This is a genomic window from Arthrobacter sp. MDT2-3 (assembly GCF_059090465.1).
On record NZ_JBNHFS010000001.1, the window covers coordinates 629,625 to 654,789 of the forward strand.

Sequence of the window (25,165 nt, forward strand, 5' to 3'; positions counted from 1 at the left end):
GTGCCAGACAAAGGAGTAGGCGTGCAAAAACAACCGACCATCCGCGATGTTGCCCAGGCGGCCGGGGTGTCCGTTGCAGTCGTCTCCCGGGTGCTGAACCCGGGGTCAGGTCCAGTCGCTGCAGCTACCCGCAGCAGGGTGAACGACGTCATGAAGAACCTGGGCTACCACCCCCGCACGGCAGCCAGGGAGCTCAAGTATGGCCCGCCTACTACGCTGGGGCTGCTGCTCGCCGATGTCTCCAACCCCTTTTTCGCCCGGCTCGCCGACCAGGTAGTGCAGGAAGCGCACGCCCGCGGAATCCAGGTGCTGCTGATGACCACGCAGGAGGATGACCAGCTGGAGTCAGAGCGTCTGGCGACACTGATCGAACGCAGGGTCAGTGGGATTATCGCGACCCCCACCGGCAACAACCTGGCAATCTGGAAGCAGCTCCAGGACCTGGGCACTGAGGTGGTTTTTGTCGACCGATCCATACCTTCGCTCCCCGAAGTAGACGTTGTCAGCATTGACAACTTTGAGTCCGCCCGGTCCGCAACGGCGCTGCTCGCCGCCCACGGGCACCGCCGCATCGGGATCATCTCCGGGCCGGCTGCCTCCACTACAGGAAGGGACCGGATCGCGGGCTACCGGCAAGCCCTGGAAGCAGCGGGCCTGGTGCAGGATGAGCTCCTCATCCGGCACGCCGCGTTCCGCGGTCCGGCGGGGGGAGACGCCGCGTCCGCGCTGCTCAATATCGAGGAGCCGCCCACCGCTTTGGTGGTGGCAAATACCGCCCAGGTAACCGAAGTTCTGCGGCGCCTCTCCCACGCCGGAATCGACATCCCTCGCACCTTGTCCGTTATCGTCTTCGACGATTCACCCTGGACCGAACTCATGACCCCGGCCCTGACAATCGTCAAGCAACCCATTGATCTGCTCGCCCGGCACTCCGTGCAGCTCGCTTTGTCCAACACGCAGGGCAAGACGTCGGGAAAACCCAACGTCATACGCGTAGCCGCCGAACTGGTCGAACGGTCCAGCGTCGCCCGGCTGCAGTTCTCGAAGTAACAAGCTGCTATCCGCTTCTCAACGGTTTACAGCCCGCGCCCCCCTGTGGTAAAAAAGTGTACCGGTTCCACTGAGGCCGCGATCTTCCACCCTGTTCTGTAGGCCGCGTCTGCAACGCACTGGGCAATCGGGACGAGAAAGCAGCAAGAGCGGCCCTACTCGAAATATCCATAGCCCAGGACGCTTAACCACCGCCGTCAAAGCATCAGTACCCCTGTCCGTACAGGCCAGGAACCAGCACGTATTCAAAGGAGAATCAGATGCCAAAGCGCATCCTGGCCACCGTAGCTGTGGCCGTTGCACTCACCGTTACTACTGCCCTCACCGGTTGCGGCGGGGGCGGGGCCGGTGGCGCCGGCGCGGCCAGCACCACCGTCCGCCTCGGCCTCGGAGACCCCGCAACCTCTTCCATGGGCGTCAGCGCAAAGCACTTCGCCGACAAGGTCGCCGAGCTGAGCGACGGCAAGGTCAAGGTCGAGACGTTCCCCGACGGCACCCTCTTCGGCGGGGACCAGAACGCCGCCGTCAACCTGCTTGGAAACGGCACGCTGGACTCGACCATCATGTCCACCTCGGTGTACGCATCCTTCGAACCGAAGATGAATGCCATCAGCCTTCCCTACCTCTTCAAGGACACGGAGGAGGTCACCAAGTACCTCGAAGGAGAGCCGGGCAAGGAACTGCTGGGCTCACTGGACAAGTTGGGCATCAAGGGCGTGTCCATGCTGACCCGTACTCCGCGCCACACCACCAACTCGTTGCGTCCCATCACCCAGCCCGAGGACTTCAAGGACCTGAAGCTCCGCGTACCGCAGAATGACCTCTGGGTTAAGTTCTTTGGCTCACTGGGCGCCAACCCGACGCCGATGGACTTCAAAGAGGTTTACACTGCCCTGCAGCTCGGTACTATCGACGGCCAGGAGAACCCCCTGGAAGTTCCAGTCAACAACAAGTTCTTCGAAGTCCAGGACTACCTCTCCCTGACGAGCCACATCTCCGACGCCTTCGTCCTCGGGTTCAGCAAGAAGAAGTGGGACTCCTTCGATGAGGACACCCGGAAGGTCCTGCAGGAGGCTGCAGACGAGACCGCTGACTTCAAGACGAAGTACGACACCGACGAAGCCGCCAAAACCCTCGAGAAGCTGAAGGGCGAAGGCGTGAAGATCAACGAGCTAGCGCCCGAAGCCAGGGAAAAGTTCCAGGCGGCAGCGCAGAAGGTCTACCCCGAGCTTGAGGGCAAGGTCGGCAAGGAATTCGTCCAGTCAAGCCTTGAATTCCTCGGACGCTAGGGTGACGGGTCCAGTGGAGAAGACGAGCTCAGTGCATGATGATGGAACCCCAACCCGGGGGGCCGAGCACCAGGCGGCCGAACATAGCATCAAGGTGGTTCCGGTAAACGAAGTCTCGGAACCTCATGGTCTGATCTGGAAGGCCGTGGATGCTCTCCTCTTCGTCGGAATCACCGCGATGCTGCTCAGCCTTGCTGCCCAGATGGTCAGCCGGCAGATGGGAGCCTCGCTGCCATGGACCGAGGAAATGACCCGTTTCCTGTTCATGGACACCACCTTCCTGGGGATGGCAGCAGGCTTCCGGGCCGCCGTGCACCCCCGGGTGAACTTCGCGGTGGCGTGGGGACCAGCCTGGCTCAAACACGTCAGCATGCATCTCTACGCCATCTGCGGGACCGTGTTCTTCAGTGTCCTGCTCTACAAGACGGTGGAACTGATGCTGCAACAGTATGCCGCCGGAGAGTCCAGTCCCGCCCTGGGACTGAAGATGTTCCTGGTAACCCTGCCCCTTGTGATCAGTGCGGCACTCGCCATCGTCGCCCATATCACCACCGTCTACTTCTCCCCGTATATGCGTAAGAGGATCCTCGAAGGAGAGATGATCGCATGAGCCTGACCCTGCTGGGCATTTTCCTCCTCCTGCTGCTGCTGGGCGTTCCGCTCTCAGTCTCACTCGGCATTGGCGTCATCGCCACGCTCCTGATCTTCGACATCCCCCTCGACCTGTTGCCGCAGTCCATGATGAGCTCCATGAACAGCTTCCTCCTGGTTGCTGTCCCCTTGTTCGTCCTGGCCGGCAACCTCATGGCCGGAGGAGGTATCTCGGACCGCATCTTCCGTGGCGCCGAGGTCATCTTCGGCCGCTTCCGTGGCGGCCTAGGCCAAGTGAACATCGCATCTAGCGCGATCTTCGGCGGCATCTCCGGTTCCTCGGTTGCCGACATTGTCAGCCTTGGCAAGATCGAGATCAAGGCCATGACTGACCATAAGTACCCGAGGCCCTATGCGGCAGCGATGACCATGGTCACCGCTACCCTCTCCTCACTGATACCGCCGAGCATCCTCATGATCATCGCCGCCTCGACCGCGAACGTCTCGGTAGGCGCGGCACTCGCGGGAGGATTTGGACCGTCCATTGTCCTGATCATCGTCCTGATGCTTGTGAATTTCTTCCTATCGGCACGCCATGGTTACGGCGAGGTCTCAAAGACGCCTTTCAAGAAGGGCCTTAGGATCGTCCTCGGGGGAATCCCGGCCATGGGCGGCCCGGTGATCATCCTGGTGGGCATGTTCAGCGGGCTCGTCACGCCCACGGAGGCGGCCGCCGTCGCCGTCTTCTACAGCCTGCTGGTGGGCATCTACGTCTACCGGGACATGAAGTGGCGCCAGATGCCCAAAATGATCGTGGACGCCGGCCTCACCACCGGCACCATCCTGCTCATCGCCATGATCGCCGGCGTCGCTTCTTACATCTTCACCATTGACGGGCTGCCGGCAAAGGTCAGCAGCTGGCTGCTGAGCATCAGCACCAACCCCACCATCGTCATGCTACTGATCGGCCTGATCCTGATCCTCATCGGAACCGTGATGGACAAAGTCGCAGCCATCCTGCTCTGCACACCAGTGCTCATGCCCGCGGCCGTGTCTTCCGGTGTGGATCCCATCCACTTCGTCGTCTTCCTCGTTGCTGCCCTTGCCGTTGGCCTGGTCACGCCGCCTGTCGGCGTCTGCCTGTTCGCGGCGTCCTATGTCAGCGGGCTGCCGATGGAGAAGATCGTGAAGGCCGCTGTGCCGCTCTACGTGGTCATGGTGGTTGCCATCGTCATGCTGGCCGTCTTCCCGCAGCTCATCCTGTGGCCGTCTGATCTCCTGACCAACCAGTAACGCCTGCCCTCAGTTCGCTATCCCAAACCGTCACAGAAACAGGAAAACCATGTGTTCCCCCAGCCGGAAAACCGTCAGCAGCTACATTGCCGGTCCTGTATGCCCTAATCGCTACAGGATTCCCAATGCCTGAGCATGACCACCCAGCCCTTGCCCTGATGGGATTAGGGCCGATGGGGGAACCCATGGCGCGCCGGCTGCTGAAGGGCTACGGCGAGCTGACAGTCTGGAACCGGACTGCTTCCAAGGCCGAAGCCTTGGAGGGCCTGGGCGCCAGCGTTGCGGCTTCTCCTTTTGAGGCGGCCGCCGACATCGTTCTCACCGTGTTGCCGGACCTAAGCCACGTCGAATCGTTGCTTCCCGGAGAAGATGGCCTAATAGCCGGATGGACAGCCAGGGGCATTGCCCGGCCGATACTCGTGGTGCACGGGACGGTTTCGCCGGGGGCAGTGGCGGCTTTTGGCGAACGAATGCTTCGCGAGCACGGCGTCCGAGTCCTGGACGCCCCCGTCAGTGGCGGCACCGTGGGCGCCGAAAACGGCACCCTGAGCATCATGGTGGGCGGGGACGAGGACGCACTTCACGCGGTCACCCCGGCGTTCCAGTTCATGGGCAGCACCATCCGGCATATGGGCCCGGGAGGTTCGGGCGCACTTGCCAAAGCCTGCAACCAGATCGTGGTGGCCGGCACGGTCACGGCAGTTTCCGAAGCCATGCTTTTGGCGCGCGGTGGGGGACTGGATCCATCGGTGATGCTTGAACTGCTCCGGGGTGGGCTGGCCGACTCCGAGGTGCTGCGCCAAAAAGGGCACAGATGGATTGACGGCGACTTCACAGGTGGCGGCAGCGCCCAAAACCAGCTGAAGGACCTCAACTTCGTGCTCGCGGCAGCTACCAAGGAAAACCTGGAGCTACCCCTGAGCACGGTAATCCAGGATCTTTTCGAGGATATGGTCGCGCGGGGCGACGGCGCCCTTGACCATACAGGAATCCTTCGGACCCTTGCTCAGCGCAACAACGCTCTCACTGAAACCTGAAACCCTCACGAAAAGGCGCGAAAGTATGCGCGCCATCACACAACCACCTTGTCAGGCGTGTTCGTCTTCACCTAGGCGGAGGAATAAGGTCGACGCTGATGCCGAAGAGCGCCTCCAAGGCGGACGTGTAGTCCTCGTGACGACCCGCGGCCGCCATTTCCCTGGCACGGACCGCGGGCGTATGGAGCAGCTGATGCACAACGCGCCGCAGTGCCACCGTTGTTTCCTCAACCGAGGTAGGTGTTCCGTTTCGTTTTTTGAGGCGTTCCACTTCACTGTCGAGAACAGTCTGCAGGTGGTGGCGCAGGGCGACGATGGCGGCATCAATTGCCCGCACCGACTCTTGTTGAGAAAAACGGTCTGCTGCTTCGCTGATGAGGGCGCGGGCCAGCTGGAGTTCCGCCGCGTCGGCTTGCGGGGCGGCGCGGCGGACTGTCTCCAGGGTCACCAGGTCGATGCCTGTCAGGTCAGCAACGGCAGAATCGAAGTCACGGTTGGGGGCCAGGTCTACAACCACAAGCGGACGGGTATTCTGCCTTGGTTCAATCATCGTGGTGTCGATTCGAGTTCCGCTGCCGCTGCAGCCGATGATGATGTCCGCGTGGCCAATGGCTGTAGGGAGCTCGGCTGCCGTAAGGGCCTTCACCCCTCGGGCGGCGGCGAATGCCGTTGCGCGGCCTGAGCGGGAAAAGACGGCGACAGATGAACAATGCCCTCTTAGCAGCAGGTCCAAGATGCAGGCGGCGTAGGACCCGCTGCCGATGAGGACTACAGAAAGCTCGGAGAGCGTCGCCGGCCTTAGCCGGGAGGCGGCCAGTTCGACAGCCACCGAAGCTACCGACCTTCCTGCGCTGCCAAGGCGGGTCCGTGCCCCCACCTCTTTAGCAGTCCGGGAAGTCTCTTGGAATAATCGGATGAGCCGTCCGGTAGTCGTGCCTGCGGCTTGGGCCGTGGCCAGCGCACGCCGGACTTGGCCTGCAATTTCACGTTCACCCACAACGAGGGAATCAAGACCGCATCCCACAGCCAACAGATGCTCGGCTACTGCTGTACCTTCGCGGTAATCGAATAGTGTTAGCAAATCTTGTAAGGGAAGGCCGGAACAGTAGCTCACAGCCTCGAGTGTGTCCGAGCACGCCTCTGCGGCATCAGACGTAGCCGAAATTTCACAGTAAATTTCGAAGCGGTTGCAGGTGGACAGAACGATGCAACCTGACACTGCTGTAGTGGCATCTAACAGCGCTTGAGCAATAGTTGTGGACACTGCTTGCAGCGTGACGATTGAATCAGCGGGGAAATAGCGGTAGCGGGCCGTGAGCACCACCAGGGGTGGAGTGCTAACCGTGCCTTGAAAGCTCGGGCTCACTGTAATGAACGTTCCTGCCACTGCTGTTCCCCCCACGAGAAATCCATCTGCTGACGCAGTTAGTGAGACCATCTGCTCTAAGACAGTGTGTTACAGCAACCTTTGGAAATTCTTGGCATGTACGTCTCGGATGCCTCTAAAAGCGAAGTCCGGATCAAGGTCAGCTCACAAGCAGTCTGCCCCACCGCGGATCCAGTAGTTGTGCGCCAGCTAGCCTGAGGGCGTGCCAGAGCGTGACGGACACTGAGTCCAGGACAGGTACGCCGGTGCTTTCTTCCATCTCGGCTGTGATGTTCGCGCCGTAGAGGTTGGTGCACAGGTAGACCAGGGCGTCGGGGTTGGTGGCTGCAAGTTCACGCGAGCCGGGCCGCATCTCGTCGTCGGTCACGCGTGCGAAGGATTCGTTGTCACTCAAGCCCAGGGCGCGGTGGTCAACTGTTTCGATGCCTTCCCGCTCGTAGGCGGCGATCACCTGGTGGTTTACATCGTCAGTGTACGGAGTGAACAGACCGATCCTTTTGGTGCCGAAAGTTCTGAAGGCCTCCAGGTAAGCGAGTGTGGACGTGGTGGCCGGGATGCCGGTTGCGTCAGTGATCTCCTGCACCAGCTCCTGGTCGTGTTTGGCGCCCAGCCAGGAACCGGACGTGCCGTTCCAGGCAATAACATCCACATCCGCCGTGGCAAGCAGCCGGGCGGCGTCCCGCATGACTGCGGAGTCGAACTGCTTGTTCGAGGAATCGTCCAGGGCAATCCGGGTGACGGGGATCCGGGTGAAATGGACGGTGACGTCGGTCCGGCTGCCCAGGATCCGGTAGGTCTGAGGCTCAAGGCAGGTGTTGGATGACGGAACGATCATGCCGATCCGGCGGGGGCGTGTTGGTGAAGGCATCGAAGCTTTCCGTTTCTATTCTTGGCGCAGGCTAGAGATTTGCAGTAGCCGGGACGCCGGCAGGGACGGTTGAATCATGCCGGTGGAAGCCGTTCCGGGCCAGGAACCGGCCTACACTCCCGGGATCGTGGAAGCCGTTGCCGTCCAGCACCACACGGCCTGCGGAAATTACGACGGCGGGCCAGCCGGTGAGTGCCTTGCCATCGAACGGGGAGAAGTCTGTGCCCATGTGCAGGGCAGCACCGTCCACCGTGCGTTCCTCGGCGGGGTCGAAGACCACCAGATCGGCGTCGAACCCTTCGGCGATGCGTCCTTTCCCGGGGACGGCATTGATCCGTGCCGGCTCCGCCGAGAAGACTTCCACGAAGTCCTCCACACTGGCACCGGCAGAGGTCATGGCCGTGAAGGTGACCGGCATCCGGGTCTCGACGCCGGGCAGGCCGTGTGGCATGGCCCGGACATCGTCCGTGCGCTCGCGCTTCTGGGACAGGTCGTAGCAGGAATGGTCCGATGACATGGTGTGGATGGCCCCGGAGGCCAGCCGTGCCTTCAGTGCGGCCACCGTTTCGGCGTTGCGCATGGGCGGGCAGCAGGCGAACCACTCAGGAAACTTTGAGCCGTACACGGAGTCATCCAGCGTGACGTAGTGCGGGCAGGTTTCGGAGTACGCCTCCAGCCCGCGGGTCCGTGCCTCCGTCACCAGATCCACGGCCCCTGGCGTTGATTGATGAACAAAATAGACCGGTGCGCCCGTGTATTCAGCCAATGCGAGCGTTTCCTTGACGGATACTTCTTCCGCCAGTTCGGGGCGTGTCCGGTGCAGGTGCTCGATGCCGATCCGGCCGTCCTGGGCGTGCTGCTCCGTGCAGTCGGTGATGATGGGATCGTGCTCGGCGTGGATGTAGGTAAGACCATCCAGCCGGACCATTTCCCGCATGACTTTCAGGATGGTGTCCCCGTCCGCCATGGTGGTGCCGCGGTTGGTGGTGTACATCTTCACGGAGCGCACGCCTTCGGCGGCAAGCTGCTCAAGCTGCCAGGGCACGGTTTCATCCCAGCTGATCACAGCACCGTGCAGGGCAACGTCGCACCTTGATTCCGTTGCCAGCTCCTTTTTGTGCAGCACGGCTGCGAGCGGGGTTTCCTGCGCATCACGGGGGATGCCGAAGTCGATGATGGTGGTGGTGCCGCCCCACAGGGCTGCGGTGGACGTGGTGCGGTAGTCGTCCAGGGTGCGGAAGCGCCCGGTGACCTGTGCCACGTGGCAGTGGCCGTCCACGCCGCCGGGAATCACAAGGCGCCCGCTTGCATTGATGGTCCGTTCGGCCCGGGGGACGGCTTCCGAGGCGTCGATGAGCTGTATGATCAGGCCGTCCTGGACCACGATATGGGCGTTCTGGCGGCCGAAGCTGTTGACGACGGTGGCGTGGGCGATAACAAGGTCTGGATGCCGGGACATTGATGTCCTCCTTCTGAAGAAAGCTTTTTGTCTAAGTGGTGGGCAGCGCGGACGCGGCGCTGTTCTGCGCGGCGGAGAGGGCGGCGTCGAGGTTTTCACTGAGTCCCTTGCGGCCCTTGGCGGGTGGGGGAGCGAAGGCGCCTTCGCGGTGCTGACCGGACTGAAGGCCCACTACGGCCTCTGCCATGCGAATTCCGGCTGAGATTCCGTCCACTACGGGGACGGGAATCTGCTCTTTGAGTTCGCGGGCCAGCCCGGCAAGCGGTGCCCCTGCGAGGATAACGACGTCGGCGCCGTCCTCCTCGACGGCCTGGCGGCTGAGTGCCAGGAGGGATTCCTTGAAGTCCCGCTGGACAGAGCCGATGCCGTTGAGCTCTTCGTTGATGGACCTGATGGAGGCCAGCCTTCCGAGCAGGCCGAACCGCTCAACGCAATCTCGGTACCAGGGTTTGATGCGCTCTGAGATGGCGATGATGGAGAAGCGGTGGCCCTGCAGTGCGGCGGCGCAGAGTGCTGCCTCGGTGATGCCGACGACCGGAACGTCCGCCAGTTCCTTGAGGGCGGGCATTCCGGGGTCGCCGAACGCTGCCACCACCACCCCGTCGACGGGCTCCGTGCCAGGGCGGGTGTATTCGGCGATGATCTCGGCTACGGCGCCGGCTGCGATGAGGGATTCGAAACGCGTCTCGATGTATTCCACTCCGCGGCCGGCGGTGCGGACCACCAGTTCGGTGCCGAGTGCAGCGGAACGGAGGGCCTCGGATTCGATCAGGGCGGTGACATCGTCACTGATGTTGGGGTTGATGACCAGGAGTCGCATTATTTCTTCCGGTGAAGTTGGGGTTCGGTTTTCTGGAAGTCCTCGGGAAACTGTTCGCGGTACTTGCCGATGTGGGATGCGGATTGTGCCGCGGCACGGTCCGGGTCCCCGGTGGCGATTGCTGTGTACAGATCGCGGTGTTCCTGGATGAGTTCCGGCAGGTCACTGACGTGGCGGAAAAGCCAGTGCATGCGGCCCTGGAGAGGTTCCAGTGCTGATTTGAGGAAGTTGTTGTCAGCGATGGAGGTGATGGCGTCGTGGAACTCACTGTTTGAGCGGTGCGCTTCCCGAACGGCGCCCTTGGCGAGGAAGCCTTCGGCGTCGTCGAGCAGCCCTTTCAGGTATGCGAGGTCCTGCTCGGTTGCCCTGATGGCGGCGAGCCGGCAGGCCAGGACTTCCAAGGACTGGCGAACGTCGAAGAGGTCCTCCACGTCTTTGGGGCTCAGGGTGCTGACTTCTGCTCCCCGTGCACCGCGGTCACTGATAAGGCCTTCCTGACGGAGCATGCGGAGTGCTTCGCGGACGGGCAGCCGGGAAACCGAGAATTCCGCCGCCAGGTCACGTTCCACCAGCCGCGTGCCGGGAGCGTAATGTCCTTCGAAAATCCGGGTGCGAAGTGTGTCCCGGACGGCCTCGCGGAGGGGGCGTTCCTTGTCCTGGGTATCTTCTGCGATAAGCATGGTGCTCCATTCGGGTTTTCGTGTGACGTCGCTCCCGGCAGCGGGGGCGTGGGTTGCGTGTTGCCTTGGGTGGCCAGCTTAGACAGGAAGCCGCTTGTTGTAGTTCAACGTCAGGACAGATGCACCCATAATGATCGCTGATCCTACGAAGTACAGCAGGGCCCACGTGTATGAACCTGTGGCCCCCACGATGAGGCCGACGGCGATGGGTGTGACGAATCCGGAGATGTTGCCACTGAAGTTCATGGCACCGCCCAGGACGCCCGCGTTGGTGCGCCCGCCCAGGATGGATGGGATGCTCCAGAACAGGCCGACCCAGCGCAGGAAGAACATCACGAGCGACAGCAGGACCACGGCCGTGGTGGGGTCGGGAACCACCGTGACGCCGATGAGACCGCCAATGACCACCAGGCTGGAAATTCCCAGGAGGGTCCGCATGACGCGGTTGGCTGAGGCGCCGGAAGCACGCCACTTGTCGGCGATGGTGCCGCCGATGATTTCGCCAACGAATCCTGCCCCGAAAATCACGAAGGTGGACCAGCCGATGGTCTTCAGGTCAAAGCCTTTGTCCTGGGCGAGGTAGAGCGGGCCCCAGGTGAGCAGGCCGTAGAACACGCCGTTGAAACCCAGCCAGCCCAGGCACATGGCCCAGAAGGAGCGGAATTTCAGGTAGGGAAGCAAGGCGCGCTTGCCTTTGCTGCCGTCGAGCTCCGCTTCGGCGTCCTCTGCCGCGTGGGAGGCTTCGATATAGCTGGCCTCGGCCTCGTTCACGCCGCGGTGTTCGCGGGGATTGTCCCGGACGTACCACCAGACGGCGAGACCCATGAGGACGGTAGCGGCGCCGGCGATCACGAAGGCCAGGCGCCAGCTGCCGGTGGACGCAATAAGTCCGGCGATGATGATGCCGCCAAGCCCTGCACCAAGGGGTGCACCGGCATCCAGGATTGTCGCGCCGCGGCCGCGTTCGGACTTGTGCATCCAAATGGCATTCAGTTTGCCGCCGGCTGGCATGACGCCGGCCTCGGTGACGCCGATGCCCATGCGGGCGATGAACATACTAAGGAATCCACCTGCCATGCCCGAGGCCGCAGTGGCAGCCCCCCAGCCGACGCAGGACGCGGTCATGACCTTGCGGGGTCCGAACCGGTCGATCAGCCAGCCGACGGGGATCTGCATGAGGGCATACGTCCAGAAGAAGGCCGAGAGCAGCAAGCCCACCAGTTCCGGGGCGAGATTGAATTCCTTCTGGATGATGGGGAGCGCCACGGAAATGGAACCGCGGTCGATGTAGTTGACGGCAACCAGGACCAGGAGCAACAGGAAAAGCTTCCAACGGACGGTGGTGCGTCGTTGCACGCCATCCTTCTGCGGGTCGTCGGTGGCTACCGGGCTTACAGTGCCGTCGGTGGCGGCTGTTTCAGTATTAGGAATAGACACAGCTTCTCCTTCACGGGGAAGTTACGGATGGGGAAAGCAGGGACGGGCAAATGTGCGGGTGTGTGCCGGGTGGGAACTGAAGACCAGATCTGGTCGCTGGCACTGCGGGAGCGAAACCCGGCTGCGCCTTTGGGCGATCCGGAGCGCCAGACGAAGCTAGATTTGGGATCCCGTTTTGGGATCCCAAAATCAGAGTAGGAGTGACGCGCGCCACTGTCAAGGGCTTTTCGACCCTGGGCCCGGATGTGGCGAAAATTCCAATTGTGACTGCCGTCGCTGGGCGGGCATCCTGTTGGCGGTGGGATCAGCCTCTACCGCCCTGCTTCCGCTGTTCCCACGCTGTGGGAAGCTTCGCCGCCCTCCCCGTAGGTATGGCCGTGGCGTGGTTAGGCTACTCACTGTGGGTCAGCACCCGCCTAACGGGCTCCCCGGCTGCCGGGACCGTCGTCCCGGGGCGTGGCCGCGCTGTGGCCCAATGATGATCACAGACGAGCACGAACCCGGCCACTACGAGCTCCGGGTGGAAGGGCACCTCGATGATCACTGGGGGAATGGTTCGAGCATCTCGAACTCACCCGCGCAAGTGACGGTACAACAGCCTTCTACGGCCCGGTAACAGACCAGGCCGCACTGCACAGCCTCCTCAACAAGGTCCGTGACCTGGGCATGGTCCTCATCTCCGTACGAATGATCAGCCCTCCAGCGGGCCCGGACGAGGGTCACTAAAACTCATCCTCTACACGTTGAGTTCAGTTCCCATCGCGCTGCGGACGGTGTTTCCGGAAACTGTGCTGCCGCTGGGCCTGGTTGGTTTGGCAGTGGCCGCCGCTTTCCTTGCCTTCTGGATACTTCGCAATGTCGCTCGTGCAAGCAACAACGTAAGCCCAGCAATGGGCCGAGCCAACGCTTAGGACCGTTACCGGGAGATCGGGGAGGGGTCACACTGGAGGGACAGCCACAAATGCAGGTGCAACCTAGGAACCTATCGCGGGTGTGGCCCTCAAAGCATTAACCGCCCTATCCGCGGTAACTTCGGCGTCAGTTCCGGAATCAAGGATGGTATTGCGCGCTGATGCGGGATCAACCTTGACGGCCGTAACGGCGAGGGCTTGCGAAGCCTCGGTTGCCAGCAGAGCGTCCACCTGGGCGGAGAAGCACGAGTCACTTGATGTGGAGCGAACGTCCATCGCCACCGCGTGGTTGTTGGAGACGAAGTTGCCCACCCCCGCCATCAGCCGGATGACGACGGGCGTCGCACCCGCAGGCCGGATGCTTTCCGAGTCGACGATCTGGGAAAAGTGGTTGCCGATGACCGAGTTATTGCTGCCGCTGACGCAGAGAAGTCCGTAGGGGTCGTCCAGTCCGTTGTCCACCCCGAGGAAGGGCGTCCAGGGCTCATGGTCACGCAGGAAGTGGTTCGTGGCCACGAGGTTTTCCGAACTGTCCGCGAGAACCAGCATCCCGGGGTAGAACGAATGCAGACGGTTGTTGGTGACGCTTGACCGCGTGACGCCGTTGAGGTGGACGCTGCTCGCCCCGCGGGGAAACACGTTGTTCGCGGTTATCAGGAGGCCGCCATGGTTCTCGGCGTAGATCGAGTGACCCTTGGGGCCTGCTCCCACCAGGTTGTCCGTAATCTTTGATGCCTGCCCCCACCCGCGCAGCTCGATGCAGCTTCCGCATTCGGCGATAAAGTTGTCGTGGATGGAAAGCGCGTCTGCCTTGCAGATGGTCAGGGCATTCTCAAGGTAGACGAACCCCATGCCGGTTACCCGGAATGAGTCATTGGCGCTCGCCACGTAGATACCGGTCTTGCCGTTGACGTAGGTGTTCTCCGCCGGCATCCCTGAGCCATCCGGGGTGAAGTGCAACCCGTCGATGCAGAAGTTGGAAAACTCCACCGAGCTGATCCGCGGGCTCCCGCTTCGCTCAACGTAGAAGGCGGCTCCCTTGGCTTCCTCCCCATCTCCGGCGAGGGGAATGTCCACGATGATGCGGCTCCCTCCGGGCCATAGCTCGTGCAGGTCCGGCCATTCGTCTTCGGGCACGTTGAAGCGGATGCTCGACGACGTAAAGCCGTGCCCCGAGCCCTCAATCCGAAGGAAACTGATGTCGATTACCACCTGCGTGCGAAGGTGGTAATCCCCGGGCGGAATATAGATTACGGCGCCTGGCTTTCCGCCACTGTCCACATCGATGGCGGTCTGCCGGTCCTTGATGTCAGCGATGATGCTGTTGATGACTTCACCGACGTCCTTGGACGGATTGCCGACCGGCCACGTCGTCACGTCGTAGTGGTTGCTGCTTGGCATGGGTTCTTCCCTGTCTTGTGGTTTCTGTGGCGCTGCGGGGATTAGGTGAGTGTCGAGACCGCGAGCTTCAGTATCGTCGCTGGTCCGCCCTCAGCCCATACCCGGTTCTCCAGGTTTCCGCTTTTGGGAAAGATGAGGTCAGTCAGGACCACCGCGCCGCCCTGGGCGAAGACCTCCACCGAGCAGTGGTCGACGACGATCTGCAGCTTGAGCACGCCGTCCTCGAGTACCAGCGGGGCTGACTCCACGGAGGGAAACTTTCGGTGAAAGCCGGTGTTGCCTGACCTTCTGCGGTCCAGGATGAGTTGGGCGCTAGTTGTGTTGTAGCTCAGGATGGCACCCTCGCTCCCGTCAGCGCTTCCGAACAGATGGAAAGCCACGGCTTTGGCGTTTCCGGGCAGTATTTCCGCCTCGATGATGTGGGCCCTGCCGGGTACCGCATCCGGCAAGCGAAAAGATGAATTCCGCAGCTCAAAGGCGTCCGCATCCATAAGATCCGTCCCAGCAGGCAGGATTTCTCCTGCGCATGGGTCCGCCAGGACCGGTTGCTGGATCAGGCGGGCGGAGCCGTTGACTGCTGTGAGGCGCAGGTCGCGGGCGAGGGTCATCGAGGACCGCCAGGGGGCGGTGGGCAGCTCGTTGGCGTAGTCCCAGTTGTTCATCCAGCCGATGATGATGCGGCGGCCATCCGGGGCGTCGCTAAAGGATACGGAGGCGTAGCAATCGCGTCCCCAGTCCAGCCACAAGCACTGCTGCAGCGCTGCTGCGGCAGCGGCGGAATCGCCCAGAGCGCTGACCCCTACCGGCGCCACAACGGACCCGGGATCGGGGGTGAAGCGGACGCCGTCGAAATGCCCGACAAAGTACTGGGCGCCGGAGCCGCCCGCCACAGCGCCCGGATTGACGTTGACGATCAGTACCCATTTGATGGTGTCCGGGTCCCCGTCCACCTTCAGCGGAAAGAGATCGGGGCACTCCCATTCGCCGGCGTCGGCATTGGCCGGGCCGAAGTCGCTCAGGAAGTCCCAGGATTTGAGGTCTTCCGAACGGTAGAAGACCACCTTTTGGTGCTGCGCTTCGACGGCGACCATGACCCAGCAGGCACCGTGGTCCCCTTGATACTGGAAGACTTTGGGATCGCGGAAGTTCGCGGAGTTCCTGCTGAGGACGGGGTTGTTCCCGTATTTCTGCCAGGTCATTCCTGCGTCTGTGCTGTATGCCAGGGACTGCGCCTGCGTGCCGCAGTGTTCGGACGCGGCTTTGTAGGCGCTGGTGTAGATGGCCACGAGGGCAGGTGCCTCGGCCGTGCCGAAACCGGAGGTGTTCGCATGGTCAATCACTACGCTGCCTGAGTAGATGTCCTCTGCCTCGTCACAGGCAATGGCAACAGGGTGCTCCGTCCAGTGCAGCAAATCACGGGAGGTGGCGTGGCCCCAGGACATGTTGCCCCAGACGCTGCCGTACGGGTTGGTCTGGAAGAAGAGGTGGTACAAGCCGTCGTGGAAAACCAGGCCATTGGGGTCGTTCAGCCAGGTATCCCTTGCCGTGAAGTGGACGGCAGGCCGGAACCTGGAGGTTTCTGCCGGGGCTGTTTCCGGGCGTGCAGCATCAAGGCGACTGGACATATCTGGCGGTCCTCGTGGGAAGTGGAAGGGGCTGGCTGCCTAGTGCCGCGGAGCCGCGATGGAATCACGGGGCACGAGGGGGCAGCTCAGAATGGTCGGGTGAAGCGCCATGAGGGCAAGGTCGGTCTTCCCCTCGACGGCGTCAATCAGGTGCTCGGTGGCCCAGGCACCCATTTCATAGTGCGGCAGGGCCACGGTAGTGAGGCCGGGATGAAGGTTGGCGGCGATCAGTTCCTGGTCATCGAAGCCCACCACTGAGAGGTCATCCGGGATGGCGAGCCCGAACTCCGCAGCGGCGCGGTAGGCACCCATCGCCATCCGGTCGTTGTAGCAGAACAATGCCGTAGGCATATCAGCGCGTTCCTCGCGTGCCAGGATCCGCCGGGCCGCCTCGTAGCCGCCCTGCACCTCGGAGACCTCGGACTCGACAGGTGCCGCGTCGCCGTCGAGCCCTGCTTCGGTCAGCCTGGCCCGGAAGCCCCGGAGGCGCTCATGGGTTGCGGGAACGTCGTCCGTGTTGTTGATGAAGCCGATACGGGTGTGGCCCGCTGCGAGGAGCGCTTCCACTGCCGTGCGTGCACCCCCCTCCTCGTCCGGAACCACGGCCGTGATGTTTCCGCCGGCGGCCACGGAGTCCACCAGGACGGAGGGCACGCTGCCGAGGTTGGCCGGTAGTTCCACCTTGCGGTGATACATCGTGGCGTAGAGGATGCCGTCCACCCGGCGTTCCAGGAGGGCCTCGACGTCGGCCTGCCGGGATTCCAGGCTTGCGGAGCCGGAGGTGTTGATGATCATGAGGTTGTATCCCCGCGCCTTGGCGGCCTCGTCCGCGCCGAGGATGATCCGGCCCGCGTGCGGTGTGGTGGCGATATCCTCGCTGACCAGGCCCAGCATGCCGGTTCGCTGGGTGCGCAGGGCCTGGGCAAGGCGGTTGGGTCCATAACCGAGCTCCTCGGCCGCGGACCTGACCTTGTCCCTGGTTTCGGGGCTGATCCGTGCATAGGAAACGTCGTTGAGGACGTGGGAGACAGTTGTCACGGACACGCCGGCGGCAACCGCCACGTCCTTGATGCCGATGTTCTTGTTGCTCATCTGTCTCCCACGTCCTTATGGTTTGTGATGCCCCTGGGGGTTACCAGTAGGCTACTCGTTGCTTTGCCTAGCCCTTGACGGCGCCGAGCGTCATCCCTGCGACGATCTTGCGCTGCAAGAGGAGGGTCAGGATGATGACCGGGATGGAGTAGACCGCCGCCAGCGCCGTCATGGATCCCCAGTCCAGGCCGAACTGGGTCTGGAAGTTCGCGATCACCACGGGCGTTGTCTGGGAGCGGATCGCTGTCATCAGGAGTGCGAAGAGGAACTCGTTCCAGGACGCCAGGAAGGCGAAGATCGCGGTGACCGCGATGCCGCCGGAGACCACCGGGATCACCACCCGCCACAGGGCGCCGAGCCTGCTGCATCCATCCACGGTGGCAGCTTCCTCCAGGTCCTTCGGCACGGCTTCAAAGAAGCTGGACATCAGCCAGATCGAGAGCGGCAGCGAGATAGTGGTGTGGGCGATGGACAAGGCGATGGGCGTATCGGACAAGCCCATGGACGCCATCATCGAAGCCAGCGGAATGCCGATCGCCACCGGCGGCACCATACGGGTTACCAGCGCGGCCATGATAAAGATCCTGCCGCTGAGGGTTTTGTAACGGGTGATGCCGTAGGCCGCCGGTACCGCCAGCACCAGCGAAAGCACGGTGCTGATGATGGCCGTCTGGATGCTGTTGATGAAGGAGGCGAGGACTCCGCTGCGGCCCAGCGCGTTGGTGTAGTTCTCCAGCGTCCATTCCCGGGGAAGGATGGTGGGCGGCACCGCAATCGTGTCGATCGGCGTCTTGAAGGATGTGAAAAGCAGGTACAGGAACGGGAAACCGTAGAGCACCATCGCTGCCGCGAGGAGGATCCACAGCAGGGTCCTGGTGCTCCGCCGGCCCGCTTCCAGGCCTTCGCGGTTGACGCCCCGGCGCTTGCGGCCACCGCCGCCGCCGCTTGTGGTGCTTGGCGCGGAAGGCCCGGCAGCCGCGGGAGCTGCCTTCCCGCCGTCGTTCTTAATTCGCTCGGCGACGCGCATCAGTTGTCCTTTCCTGGCCGCCAGATGGTGGACACCGCGATGAACGCGACGGCCAGCATGGCCAGCAGGTAGAGGGTGCCCATGGCGCTGGCCAACCCGGGATCCCCAAAGCGGATCATGGTCCGGTAGATCAGCAGGCTCATGGTTTCCGAGGCGGACTGGGGGCCGCCGTTGGTTTGGATAAGGATGGTGTCAAAGGCCCGGGCCGCGTCGATGCCGCGGACCACCAGGGCGACGGCGATGACCGGACGCAGGAGCGGCAGGATGATGCGGAACAGCATGGCGGGTGCGCGTGCGCCGTCCAGGCGTGCTGCTTCAATCAGGTCCCCTGGGATGTTCTGCAGCCCGGCGAAGAGCACCAGGCACATAAACGATGTGGTCAGCCAAATGTCCGGAATGGCTACGGAGTAGAGCACGATGTTCGGGTCCGAGAGCCAGCCGATCTGGTTGGGGTTGGACAGGATGCCGGCCTGGTGCAGGAGGGTCCCGATGAGCCCGAAGTTGTCGATCATCAGGAACTTCCAGAGGAGGCCTGCCACGATCGGGGCGATCATCAGCGGGTACATAAACACGGTCCGCCAGATTTGGGAGCTGCGCCCCAGGGTGGTGAACAGCAGCGCCATGCCCAGGCCGAGGGCGAATTCGAGGGTGACCACGATCAAGGTGTAGGCGAGGGTCCGCCAACCTGCGCCGATAAAGGCTTCGGAGGCGAAGGCCCCGAAGTAGTTATCCAGGCCCACGAAGTCGCGGGGGCCGCCGGCAATTGGCGAGATCTTGAAGAAGCTGTCCGCCACGAGGCGGAACAGGGGGAAGGCGACAAACACTGCCAGGAACAGCGCCGCTGGTGTCATCAGGAACAATGCGAAGCGGCGATCGGAGATACGCACGGTTTTCTCTTCCGCTGGTTGGGGGCCGCGGCCGGCACCGGGCTTGCTGTGCCTCTTCGGCAGGTGCCGGCCGCGGGGGTCTTACTTGAGGAGGTCCTCGATCTGCTTCTTGGCGTCAGCGAGGAGGGCGGCGGAGTCACCGCCGGCCACGGCTTTCTGCAGCATGGGAACCAGTACCGTGTCCACGATCTGCTGCCACTTCTCGGTGGCCGGGCGGGTGGCGGTGGCCTCGCCATTGAGGGTCTCGATCAGGGGTCCGAAGCTTTCGTAGCCTTCCTTGTCCTGGTACTTCTCGAAGGCGGAGATGCGGGAAGCAAGGCCCAGGCTGGATTCGATGCCCTTGTCGTTGTAGTCGTAGGCGCACTTGACGAACTTCTTGGCGCCATCAGCGTTCTTGGTGGCCTTGGGGACTGTCAGGTACCACGGTCCCGGAACGCCTCCGATGCCGGCGGATCCGGCAATCATGGGCGCTGTTCCCACCTTGCCGGCCACGGCGGAATCCTTGGGGATCTGCCGGTAGGCGTGGGCCCAGAAGCGGGTCATCGCCGTCTTGCCCTGGTTGAACAGGTTCTGAGCGGCAGCCCAGTCAACCTGCGCGGCACCTGACGGAGCGGACTTGGTGAGGCTTACGTAGAAGTCCAGGGCCTCTTTGTGCGCCTCGTTGTCGATGACCACCTTGTCCCCGTCCAGAACCATGGGAGACCCCGCCTGGAGGACGTGGGCCAGCCATTCTGTTTCCACCCCGCCCTTCACGTCCGTTCCGTACATGCCATCCCTGGTGAAGAACTCGGAGATGTCCTGGTACTGCTTCCAGGTGGTGGGGGCTGCGAGGTCGTAGCCGTACTTGGCTTTGAAGTCCGCCATGTTCTTGGCGTCCTCGAAGAGGTCTTTGCGGTAAAGGATAATTTCGGCGTTGGTCCAGGCGGGCATGCCGATGAAGTGCCCGTCCACGTTGGCTTCCTTGACCAGGGCCGGGAAGATGTCCTTCTTGGCCTCATCGGTGAAGAGTTCGTCGATGGGCTGGACGGCGTCCTTGAAGCTGGGGAGCCACACGGAGTCCAGGGCAGCCACGTCGAAGGAGACGTTGCCGGAGGAGAATTCGCTGGAAAGCCGGTTGAACATGCCGTCGTAGGGCAGTTCGACGAAGTTCACGTCAACTCCGGCGTCCTTTTTGCACTGTTCCGCCACGCCGGTCAGCTCGGCGTGGCCGCCGGCCTCGACCAGGACGTTCACTGTGCTGGTGCCGGCGCTACCCGTGGTGGTGGGGCCCCCTGCACCGCACCCGGTGGCCGCCAGTGCGACGGCGGTGCAGATGCCGCCGATGGTGGCGAACCTGTTGATGGTGTTTCGAGTGGACATCGCTGTCGACTCACTTTCTCTCGAACGGAAATGCGAGACAGGAATTGGGGTGAAAAATCGTTTTGCTAAAACGACTTAGCACCAACAATAGGACCGTGATGGGAGAAGTGTCAAGCATCACACCCGCCGGGATTCAACCTCTCGGTGACGGCACCAAACGAACGGTGGCCCCGCATCAAAAAGATGCGGGGCCACCGTCGTGATGTGAACCAGGGCCCGCTTCCTGCGGGCCGGAATTAGCGAAAAGACCTAGATAATGGCCGCCCGCAGTTCCTTGGCTGCCACGGCGGGGTCGTCGGCGCTGTAGATGGAACCTCCTACTACGGCAACGTCGGCGCCGGCCCGCTGTACGGCCTCGATGGTGGCAAGGTTCACGCCGCCGGCCACGGAGAACGGGACATGGGCCTCCTCGCCGGCGGTCAGCAGCACGTGCAGGTTGTAGCCGGGCTTGGCCTGCTCATCCAGCCCTGCATGGAACTCGATGAACTTGGCACCCAGGGCCCGGGCTTCCTTCGCGCGGGCCACCTTGTCCGTAACCCCGATCAGGTCCACCACAATGCCCTTGTTGTGCGACTTGGCGGCCTTGACGGCGCCGGCGATGGTGGAGTCGTCGGCGCTGCCGAGGACTGACACCAGGTCCGCGCCCGCGGCGAACGCGATCTCCGCTTCCAGCTCGCCGGCATCCATCGTCTTCATGTCCGCGAACACGATCTTGTCCGGGTGGGCGGTCTTCACGGCGGTAACTGCCGAGAGTCCGGCGTTCTTCACCAGCGGCGTGCCCAGTTCGATGATGTCCACGTACTCGGCGACTTTGCCGGCCAGGTCGAGTGCAGCTTCGACGGTGAGGACATCCATTGCTACTTGCAGCTTCATTTTTGTCTCTTTCGGTTTTTTGATAAATGGGTAGGGGAGTGGGTGGCTTACTCGAGGTTGGCGTGCCGTTGCCACAGGTCTTCGGGCGCGGACGAATCCTCGTCCCAAAGGCTTTGGAACACCGCCTCGGTGGTGGCGAACAGCACCTGCTCGAAGAGGCTCCCCGAGTACTGCCGCGTCAGAGCCGAACCGTGGTCCGTCTTCTGAGCGGCCGGGATAAGCACGACGGCGGCAGCGGCGGCCGCGAGCGGGGAACCTTTGCTGGTGGTGTAGACGGCCACCCTGGCGCCTTGCGCGGCGGCGGTTTCCGCCGCCGTGACGATCCCCGCTGTGGTTCCGGAACCGGAAGCTGCCAGCAGCAAGTCACCCGCGCGGATGGCCGGCGCCGTGGTTTCGCCCACCACATGCACGGTCAATCCAAGATGCATCAGCCGCATCGCCGCCATCTTCAGGACAAGGCCACTCCGTCCGGCGCCGGTCACGAAGATCCTGTCCGCCAGCCGCAGCTCTGTCACCAGGGCCGCGACCTCTGCCGGGTCAACCCGCTGGAAGACGTCGCTGATCTCGTCCAGGACTAGGATCCGGTTGCGGTCAAAAGCCCGTGGTGTTCCGGTCAGGGCCGCCGTCTCAGTTTCTGTGATGGCGCTCATGGCGACTACCTCCTTCTCAACGTTGTGACGCATTCATCGTCGCCCGCCCGCAGGGTAGGTAAAACGCCATCATTGGACGGTTCTGACTACCCAAAGGGGTAGGTCGTCCTCACCCGCCTGCCCATACACTGGGCACGTGGAACGCACCAATACAGCCCTGCTCAAAGCGGTCGCCGCCCTGGCTACGGCCCCGCTGATTGACATAGCGCACCGGCTGCACGAGGCCATGGACCCTTATCTCACATCCAGCGCCCTGGTGATCTTCACCGAGGACTGCACCGGCAGGCCACAGAAGAAGGCCGGTGATGAGGCCATCATCAGCCGGGTGTCAATCGCCGAACTGGATGCCATTAGGGCCTCACTCGCCGACGACGGAGGCAGCAATACCTGGCGCGGCGAAGCCGCGTTTGGCGGTGACGTACGCCCGGTCCTCGCCTTCTCGTCGCCAAGCAATGCGATGCTGGTCCTTGCGGACCCGCAACCCAGCCCGCACCCCCAGCCCAGCCCCCTCCGTCTATCACAGGACCCCGCCGCCGAGGGTGAAGCACAGTGGATCCTCCGCTACCTCTGGACTCTGGCAGCCGAGCGGATCCGCGAAAAGGTGGCTGATGCGCCGCCGTCGTACCTCATCGAATCCCGCGCCGCCTCGGCGGAACGCCTTCGGGTGACGGCGGAACTCGTGGACCAGCAATCCACCACCCTCGAAACCCTGCTCTCGGCGCTAAGGTCGCCGGCACTTGCCGACGCCGCTGCCCGGACGGCAGCAACGGATGTCGCCGCCAAGGCGCTGGTGGGACTCCGCACCCTCAGCGACCGCACCACGGACCTTGTCGAAGAACCTGTGGCTTCCGCTTTCCAGCGCCTCCGCGAGGACCTGCGGCCGTTGATGAACTTCAGCGGGATCGACGTGCAGTTCATCGAGCCGCCGGTAAACGGCCGGGCGCTGCCCGGCGAGGTGGCGCATGCTGCCAGGGCGATCGTGCGCGGACTGGTCCTGGCCATGGTGGACCAGGACGGAGTGCGCAGAATCCGCACCCAATGGGATTGCGACGGTGTCAACCTCCTCATCAACGTGCGCGACGACGGACCCGGGGAACTGTCGGCGTCGGCACCGGCCATGGCGCGCCTCGTCCAACGCGTTGAGGTGCTCAACGGGAGCATGGGGGTGGACGTAATGCCAGGCTGGGGTGCCGATATCGCTGTCACCATTCCGCTCGATCCGCCATCACGCCAGCCCGCCGACGTGGCGGGATGGAAGCTCGGGGAGCGGGAACTCGAGGTGTTCCAACTGCTGGCTGCCGGCCAGCGGAACCGCGCCATCGCAGGGCAGCTTCACATCAGTGAAAACACAGTGAAGTTCCATCTCAGGAACATCTTCCGGAAGATCGGGGCGTCCTCACGCACAGAAGCGATTGCGCTCGCACACAGCAGCGGATTGCGTTAAGCCACTTGACGCCATGTCAGCTCCGTCACAGTCCGCAGTCTAGGATCGGACGTGTGGAACTAGCCGGGAGGACGCTTCAGGCGGCCTCATTGCGGGAGAGCGAGCCGCAGAAACTACTCGAGAGTATGGATCATGGCTTCGAACATTGACCCTGAATCTGACATTGATGGTGAGGGCGGTCAGTCCGGAGGAGTACAGTCCGTTGACCGGGCACTTGCGGTGCTGGAAATCCTGGCGCGGGACGGCCATGCCGGCGTCAGTGACATCGCCGAGGAGATGGGCATCCATAAGTCCACGGTCTCGCGCCTGCTCGGCTCGTTGGTGGCGAGGGAAATGGTCCATCAGAACAGCGAGCGCGGAAAGTACCAGCTGGGCTTCGGCATCCTGCGCCTGGCCAGCTCCATCCCGGGCAGGCTCAGCCTGGTCCGGGAGGCCCGCCCCGTCCTGGAAAGCCTGGCGGAGGAATTCAAGGAGACGGTGAACCTCGCCGTGCTGCGCTCCAACTATGCCGTTAACGTGGACCAGGCAATGGGGCCTTCGACCTTGGCCACGTATGACTGGGTGGGCAACCTGACGCCTCTGCACGCCACCTCGAGCGGGAAGGTTTTGCTTGCCGCGCTGCCGGCCGAGGATCGGGACCGCATCCTGAAGGAGACCGGCCTGCCGTCGCGGACTCCCCGGACCATCACCAACCGCAAGGAACTTGAAAACCAGTTGCTCGCCGTCGCCCGCGACGGCTATGGGGTGGTGCGCGAGGAATTCGAGATCGGACTGACGGCGGCCGCCGTTCCCGTCTACAACCACATGGGTGCCGTGATCGGGGCCATCAGCATCTCCGGCCCGGCCTTCCGCTTTGATCCGGAAGGGATCCCGGGACTGATCGAAGCGCTGAAGCACGGCGGGCTGCAGGTCAGCGCCAAGATGGGCTACACCGGCCGCTAAGGCATCAGCGTCCAGCTGAGGATAAGGAAGCTGCCGAACGCCAGGACACCGCGCGCCGGCAGCGCTTAGAGATCCTCTTCGGGACGGGCAGTGAGGATACGATTGGCATTAGCCTGCAGGATGCGGAGCGACTCCTGAATCAGGGGTGAGACGATGCTGCCCCTGCGCACCGCGGCGACGATACGGCGCGTGGGTTTTGCCTTGCCGGTGATGCGTAGCCGAACCACGTTCTCGGCACCATGCAAGGGCGCCAGCCGGGGCAGCAGGCCGACGCCCAGCCCCGCACCCACGAACGCGATCTGGGTTTCCCATTCAACGGCCTCATGCGCAATCCGCGGTGTCACGCCGACTGCTGTGAACGCCGCGGTAAAGAGGGAATGGTACGTGGAACCGGCGGTCTCCGTGATCCACGGTTCCGATGCCAGCTCTTCGAGCGTCGCTGTTTCCCGTGCTGCCAGCGGATGGTCTCCGGGAATGATCACGTCCAGTGGATCATCGAGCAGAACTCTCTGCTCGAAGCGCGGATCGTCCTCACCATAATTGTCCGACTGCATGGCGACAATGACTGCAAGGTCGATTCGTTCCGCAACCAACAAGTCGAAGCAGCGGGCCGGATCAGCCTCAAGAACCTGCACCTCCAGCAGGGGGCGTGTTGAGCGCAAGGTGGCGGCCAGCGGCGCGAGCAACTGTGCGGCTGCAGTGGAAAATCCGCCGAGGCCAAAGTGGGACTGGACCTGGTCGCCGGCCTCCATGGCTGCGGCGCGCAGGCTCTCCCACTGGGCAATGAGGGTATCCGAGCCCGCCACGAGAAAGCGGCCCGTGGCGGTCAGCCGTACACCCCGGCCGTCCTTCGTCAGCAGCTGCATTCCCAGCACGCGCTGAAGCTCCCGCAACTGCGCGGAGACGGCCGAGGGAGAATAGCCCGTGAGTTCCGCGGTTGCGCCGACAGTTCCGCACCGGGCAAACACCCGAAGGGTTATGAGCCGTGGATCGATCATGCATCCATTGTGCATGGTGATCTTCAAAATCTTGCGCTTTTGTTG

Annotated in this window: 23 protein-coding genes; 8 read left to right on the forward strand and 15 right to left on the reverse strand. The window is 63.0% G+C overall.

The genetic code is table 11. The features are described 5' to 3' along the window. Positions 1-21: 21 nt before the first annotated feature. From AC5RUQ_RS02900 to AC5RUQ_RS02920, 5 genes are all read left to right on the forward strand, one after another. Positions 22-1,050, forward strand: coding sequence for a LacI family DNA-binding transcriptional regulator (locus AC5RUQ_RS02900; RefSeq protein ID WP_493945899.1), 1,029 nt, complete (start codon positions 22-24; stop codon positions 1,048-1,050). 260 nt (positions 1,051-1,310) lie between these two features. Then, a complete protein-coding gene (locus AC5RUQ_RS02905) occupies positions 1,311-2,339 on the forward strand; it encodes a DctP family TRAP transporter solute-binding subunit (protein WP_493945900.1) in 1,029 nt (342 codons plus the stop codon). 145 nt (positions 2,340-2,484) lie between these two features. Continuing rightward, entirely contained in the window at positions 2,485-2,949 is a 465-nt protein-coding gene (locus AC5RUQ_RS02910) for a TRAP transporter small permease (protein WP_493945901.1), read from the forward strand. Then, a complete protein-coding gene (locus tag AC5RUQ_RS02915) occupies positions 2,946-4,223 on the forward strand; it encodes a TRAP transporter large permease (protein ID WP_493945902.1) in 1,278 nt (425 codons plus the stop codon). The genes AC5RUQ_RS02910 and AC5RUQ_RS02915 overlap by 4 nt, the downstream gene beginning before the upstream one ends. Before the next feature lie 125 nt (positions 4,224-4,348). Further along, a complete protein-coding gene (locus AC5RUQ_RS02920) occupies positions 4,349-5,260 on the forward strand; it encodes an NAD(P)-dependent oxidoreductase (protein WP_493945903.1) in 912 nt (303 codons plus the stop codon). Positions 5,261-5,327: 67 nt separating this feature from the next. On the opposite strand, the gene AC5RUQ_RS02925 is transcribed toward AC5RUQ_RS02920, so the two are convergent. The 6 genes from AC5RUQ_RS02925 to AC5RUQ_RS02950 form a co-directional block, all read right to left on the reverse strand. Beyond that, the gene (locus tag AC5RUQ_RS02925; protein WP_493945904.1) at positions 5,328-6,698 is read right to left on the reverse strand and encodes a glutamyl-tRNA reductase; all 1,371 of its coding nucleotides are present in this window, start codon (positions 6,696-6,698) and stop codon (positions 5,328-5,330) included. An 88-nt stretch (positions 6,699-6,786) separates the two neighbouring features. Further along, the gene (locus tag AC5RUQ_RS02930; protein WP_493945905.1) at positions 6,787-7,515 is read right to left on the reverse strand and encodes a maleate cis-trans isomerase family protein; all 729 of its coding nucleotides are present in this window, start codon (positions 7,513-7,515) and stop codon (positions 6,787-6,789) included. Positions 7,516-7,546: 31 nt separating this feature from the next. Beyond that, the gene (locus AC5RUQ_RS02935; RefSeq protein WP_493945906.1) at positions 7,547-8,974 is read right to left on the reverse strand and encodes an amidohydrolase family protein; all 1,428 of its coding nucleotides are present in this window, start codon (positions 8,972-8,974) and stop codon (positions 7,547-7,549) included. Between the two features lie 31 nt (positions 8,975-9,005). Next, entirely contained in the window at positions 9,006-9,794 is a 789-nt protein-coding gene (locus AC5RUQ_RS02940; RefSeq protein WP_493945907.1) for an aspartate/glutamate racemase family protein, read from the reverse strand. Beyond that, complete coding sequence (locus tag AC5RUQ_RS02945) at positions 9,794-10,474, reverse strand: GntR family transcriptional regulator (protein ID WP_493945908.1); 681 nt, start codon at positions 10,472-10,474, stop codon at positions 9,794-9,796. Before AC5RUQ_RS02945 ends, AC5RUQ_RS02940 begins: the two co-directional genes overlap by 1 nt. Positions 10,475-10,552: 78 nt before the next feature. Continuing rightward, positions 10,553-11,911 (reverse strand): MFS transporter, encoded by a 1,359-nt coding sequence (locus tag AC5RUQ_RS02950; protein WP_493945909.1) that lies wholly within the window; start codon positions 11,909-11,911, stop codon positions 10,553-10,555. A 543-nt stretch (positions 11,912-12,454) separates the two neighbouring features. Here AC5RUQ_RS02950 and AC5RUQ_RS02955 point away from each other — a divergent pair. Further along, a complete protein-coding gene (locus AC5RUQ_RS02955) occupies positions 12,455-12,637 on the forward strand; it encodes a DUF8691 family protein (RefSeq protein WP_493946384.1) in 183 nt (60 codons plus the stop codon). Between the two features lie 248 nt (positions 12,638-12,885). Here AC5RUQ_RS02955 and AC5RUQ_RS02960 read toward each other — a convergent pair whose 3' ends face one another. The 8 genes from AC5RUQ_RS02960 to hxlB form a co-directional block, all read right to left on the reverse strand. Next, on the reverse strand, positions 12,886-14,223 hold the full coding sequence (locus AC5RUQ_RS02960; protein ID WP_493945910.1) for a right-handed parallel beta-helix repeat-containing protein: 1,338 nt from the start codon (positions 14,221-14,223) through the stop codon (positions 12,886-12,888). Positions 14,224-14,264: 41 nt separating this feature from the next. Then, a complete protein-coding gene (locus AC5RUQ_RS02965) occupies positions 14,265-15,848 on the reverse strand; it encodes a glycoside hydrolase family 32 protein (RefSeq protein ID WP_493945911.1) in 1,584 nt (527 codons plus the stop codon). 39 nt (positions 15,849-15,887) lie between these two features. Beyond that, entirely contained in the window at positions 15,888-16,940 is a 1,053-nt protein-coding gene (locus AC5RUQ_RS02970; RefSeq protein ID WP_493945912.1) for a LacI family DNA-binding transcriptional regulator, read from the reverse strand. Between the two features lie 67 nt (positions 16,941-17,007). Continuing rightward, a complete protein-coding gene (locus AC5RUQ_RS02975) occupies positions 17,008-17,967 on the reverse strand; it encodes a carbohydrate ABC transporter permease (RefSeq protein ID WP_493945913.1) in 960 nt (319 codons plus the stop codon). Beyond that, a complete protein-coding gene (locus AC5RUQ_RS02980) occupies positions 17,967-18,854 on the reverse strand; it encodes a carbohydrate ABC transporter permease (RefSeq protein ID WP_493945914.1) in 888 nt (295 codons plus the stop codon). Before AC5RUQ_RS02980 ends, AC5RUQ_RS02975 begins: the two co-directional genes overlap by 1 nt. Positions 18,855-18,935: 81 nt before the next feature. Then, positions 18,936-20,213 carry an ABC transporter substrate-binding protein gene (locus AC5RUQ_RS02985; RefSeq protein WP_493945915.1) on the reverse strand — a complete coding sequence of 426 codons (1,278 nt, stop codon included), beginning with the start codon at positions 20,211-20,213 and terminating at the stop codon, positions 18,936-18,938. 249 nt (positions 20,214-20,462) lie between these two features. Then, the gene (gene hxlA / locus AC5RUQ_RS02990; protein ID WP_493945916.1) at positions 20,463-21,086 is read right to left on the reverse strand and encodes a 3-hexulose-6-phosphate synthase; all 624 of its coding nucleotides are present in this window, start codon (positions 21,084-21,086) and stop codon (positions 20,463-20,465) included. Between the two features lie 47 nt (positions 21,087-21,133). Next, complete coding sequence (gene hxlB, locus AC5RUQ_RS02995; RefSeq protein WP_493945917.1) at positions 21,134-21,736, reverse strand: 6-phospho-3-hexuloisomerase; 603 nt, start codon at positions 21,734-21,736, stop codon at positions 21,134-21,136. A gap of 136 nt (positions 21,737-21,872) precedes the next feature. Here hxlB and AC5RUQ_RS03000 point away from each other — a divergent pair, with 136 nt between their 5' ends. Both AC5RUQ_RS03000 and AC5RUQ_RS03005 read left to right on the forward strand, forming a co-directional pair. Beyond that, positions 21,873-23,180 carry a LuxR C-terminal-related transcriptional regulator gene (locus AC5RUQ_RS03000; RefSeq protein WP_493945918.1) on the forward strand — a complete coding sequence of 436 codons (1,308 nt, stop codon included), beginning with the start codon at positions 21,873-21,875 and terminating at the stop codon, positions 23,178-23,180. Between the two features lie 132 nt (positions 23,181-23,312). After that, entirely contained in the window at positions 23,313-24,122 is an 810-nt protein-coding gene (locus AC5RUQ_RS03005) for an IclR family transcriptional regulator (RefSeq protein ID WP_493945919.1), read from the forward strand. A 65-nt stretch (positions 24,123-24,187) separates the two neighbouring features. Here AC5RUQ_RS03005 and AC5RUQ_RS03010 read toward each other — a convergent pair whose 3' ends face one another. Further along, a complete protein-coding gene (locus AC5RUQ_RS03010) occupies positions 24,188-25,120 on the reverse strand; it encodes a LysR family transcriptional regulator (RefSeq protein WP_493945920.1) in 933 nt (310 codons plus the stop codon). Positions 25,121-25,165 lie beyond the last annotated feature (45 nt).

Excerpts from the sequence above, each read along its gene's own strand:
- AC5RUQ_RS03005 (WP_493945919.1), top strand. The coding sequence starts at position 23,313 with ATGGCTTCGAACATTGACCCTGAATCTGACATTGATGGTGAGGGCGGT.
- hxlA (WP_493945916.1), bottom strand. The coding sequence starts at position 21,086 with ATGAAGCTGCAAGTAGCAATGGATGTCCTCACCGTCGAAGCTGCACTC.
- AC5RUQ_RS02905 (WP_493945900.1), top strand. The coding sequence starts at position 1,311 with ATGCCAAAGCGCATCCTGGCCACCGTAGCTGTGGCCGTTGCACTCACC.
- AC5RUQ_RS02960 (WP_493945910.1), bottom strand. The coding sequence starts at position 14,223 with ATGCCAAGCAGCAACCACTACGACGTGACGACGTGGCCGGTCGGCAAT.
- AC5RUQ_RS02930 (WP_493945905.1), bottom strand. The coding sequence starts at position 7,515 with ATGCCTTCACCAACACGCCCCCGCCGGATCGGCATGATCGTTCCGTCA.
- AC5RUQ_RS02925 (WP_493945904.1), bottom strand. The coding sequence starts at position 6,698 with ATGGTCTCACTAACTGCGTCAGCAGATGGATTTCTCGTGGGGGGAACA.
- AC5RUQ_RS02915 (WP_493945902.1), top strand. The coding sequence starts at position 2,946 with ATGAGCCTGACCCTGCTGGGCATTTTCCTCCTCCTGCTGCTGCTGGGC.
- AC5RUQ_RS02965 (WP_493945911.1), bottom strand. The coding sequence starts at position 15,848 with ATGTCCAGTCGCCTTGATGCTGCACGCCCGGAAACAGCCCCGGCAGAA.
- AC5RUQ_RS02945 (WP_493945908.1), bottom strand. The coding sequence starts at position 10,474 with ATGCTTATCGCAGAAGATACCCAGGACAAGGAACGCCCCCTCCGCGAG.
- hxlB (WP_493945917.1), bottom strand. The coding sequence starts at position 21,736 with ATGAGCGCCATCACAGAAACTGAGACGGCGGCCCTGACCGGAACACCA.
- AC5RUQ_RS02920 (WP_493945903.1), top strand. The coding sequence starts at position 4,349 with ATGCCTGAGCATGACCACCCAGCCCTTGCCCTGATGGGATTAGGGCCG.
- AC5RUQ_RS02970 (WP_493945912.1), bottom strand. The coding sequence starts at position 16,940 with ATGAGCAACAAGAACATCGGCATCAAGGACGTGGCGGTTGCCGCCGGC.
- AC5RUQ_RS02985 (WP_493945915.1), bottom strand. The coding sequence starts at position 20,213 with ATGTCCACTCGAAACACCATCAACAGGTTCGCCACCATCGGCGGCATC.
- AC5RUQ_RS02940 (WP_493945907.1), bottom strand. The coding sequence starts at position 9,794 with ATGCGACTCCTGGTCATCAACCCCAACATCAGTGACGATGTCACCGCC.
- AC5RUQ_RS02935 (WP_493945906.1), bottom strand. The coding sequence starts at position 8,974 with ATGTCCCGGCATCCAGACCTTGTTATCGCCCACGCCACCGTCGTCAAC.
- AC5RUQ_RS03010 (WP_493945920.1), bottom strand. The coding sequence starts at position 25,120 with ATGATCGATCCACGGCTCATAACCCTTCGGGTGTTTGCCCGGTGCGGA.
- AC5RUQ_RS02975 (WP_493945913.1), bottom strand. The coding sequence starts at position 17,967 with ATGCGCGTCGCCGAGCGAATTAAGAACGACGGCGGGAAGGCAGCTCCC.